The organism is Marinimicrobium sp. UBA4209, assembly GCF_002381585.1.
In the GTDB taxonomy this organism is placed as follows: domain Bacteria; phylum Pseudomonadota; class Gammaproteobacteria; order Pseudomonadales; family Cellvibrionaceae; genus Marinimicrobium; species Marinimicrobium koreense.
Map to the genome: position 1 here is coordinate 5,149 of NZ_DFTP01000056.1, position 1,929 is coordinate 7,077.

Sequence of the window (1,929 nt, forward strand, 5' to 3'; positions counted from 1 at the left end):
ACGCGCAATTCGCCCAAGGCGTAAACACGCTCAAGGGTGGTGGGCAGTTTGCTGCCGACCAGAAGCAGACTGACGCTGATGATCGTCAGGCTGAAAAGATGTTTGGCGGCCGCCTGGATAAGGCGGGGGGTTTTGCGGACTTCCATTTACGGCTTCTCCTCTCCGATGTTGTCGGATGTGGCGCCAGATCCCATCTGGCCCGTGCAAAATTTGCGCAATTCTAAAGCTTGTGGCTGTGAACTGCTAGCTTGTTTTCTGATCAAAAATGGGTTATGCGGCTTGCCATCTGTTCAAATTTTAGCCGATCAGGCGGACTGTGTCGACTTGGGTGCCAGATTCCCGACGAACGGTTCCGTCGGGCGTGCGAGGTGGGCGCCCGGTAAGAGCTGCCATTGGCGGACATTTCAAGTACAATTGCGCCCTCTTCAAAACCCTCCGAACCTCTGAGGTCCTGATCGACATGCTGATTTTGCGCGGCGCCCCCGCACTTTCGTCTTTCCGCTCCGAAAAACTCCTGGCCGGCCTGCAGGCCCGGGTTCCCGCCATTACTGGCCTGAGCGCCGAATATGTGCACTTTGCCGACCTGGACAGTCCCCTGTCGGACGACCAGCAACAGACGTTGGCCCAACTGCTGACCTATGGCCCCAAACCGGAAACCGAGGCGGGTCACGACGGCCAGCTGTTTCTGGTGGTGCCCCGTCCCGGCACCATTTCGCCCTGGGCATCGAAGGCGACGGATATCGCCCGCAACTGCGGTCTGACTCAGGTTCGTCGCCTGGAGCGCGGAACAGCGTTCTATGTAAACGGTGAATTTGGCGACACGGATCACTCGGCCATCGCCGAGCTGCTGCACGATCGGATGGTGGAAACCGTGATGTCGGAGCTGGAGCAGGCCAGCCGTCTGTTCCAGAAGCAGGAGCCAGCGCCGCAAACCAGCGTGGATATCCTCTCCGGTGGCCGCGAGGCGCTGGTGGTGGCCAACCGGGAGCTGGGCCTGGCCCTGGCGGACGATGAGATCGATTACCTGGTGGAGAGCTTCCAGGGCCTGGGCCGCAATCCGGTGGATGTCGAGCTGATGATGTTTGCCCAGGCGAACTCCGAGCATTGCCGCCACAAGATTTTCAACGCTTCCTGGACCCTGGACGGCGAAGATCAACCGCGCAGCCTGTTCAAGATGATCAAGAACACCCACGAGCAGGGCGGCGAGCAGGTGCTGTCCGCCTACGCCGATAACGCGGCGGTGGTGGAGGGGCCGGAAGCCGGGCGCTTCTATCCGGACCCGGATTCCCAGACTTATGGCTTCCATCAGGAGCCGATCAACCTGTTGATGAAGGTGGAGACTCACAATCACCCCACGGCCATTGCCCCCTTCCCGGGAGCGGGTACCGGTGCCGGTGGTGAAATCCGGGACGAAGGCGCCGTGGGCCGGGGTTCCAAGCCCAAGGTGGGCCTGAACGGGTTTACCGTCTCCAACCTGCAGATCCCCGATTTTGAGCAGCCCTGGGAACAGAGCTACGGTCGCCCCGGCCGTATCGCCAGCCCCCTGGACATCATGCTGGAGGGCCCGATTGGTGGGGCCGCCTTTAACAACGAATTTGGCCGTCCCAACATCAATGGTTACTTCCGGACCTTCGAGGACGACTTTGACGGCGAGCGTCGCGGCTACCACAAGCCGATCATGCTGGCCGGTGGTTACGGCAACATCAAAACCGAACACGTCGACAAGCCGCCGTTTACGGCGGGCGCCAAACTGGTGGTGCTCGGTGGCCCGGCCATGTTGATCGGCCTGGGTGGTGGTGCTGCTTCCTCTATGGATTCGGGTAGCTCCACGGAGGATCTGGACTTCGCCTCGGTGCAGCGGCAGAACCCGGAAATCGAGCGTCGCTGTCAGGAAGTGATTGACCGCTGCTGGCAGCTAGGGGCCGATAA

Annotated in this window: 1 protein-coding gene; it reads left to right on the plus strand. The window is 61.0% G+C overall.

Going from position 1 to position 1,929, the window contains the following annotated elements; genetic code table 11:
• Positions 1-460: 460 nt before the first annotated feature.
• Positions 461-1,929, plus strand: a 1,469-nt coding sequence (gene purL, locus B3187_RS08335) for a phosphoribosylformylglycinamidine synthase (protein ID WP_286805706.1), incomplete at its 3' end; no start/stop codon positions are given.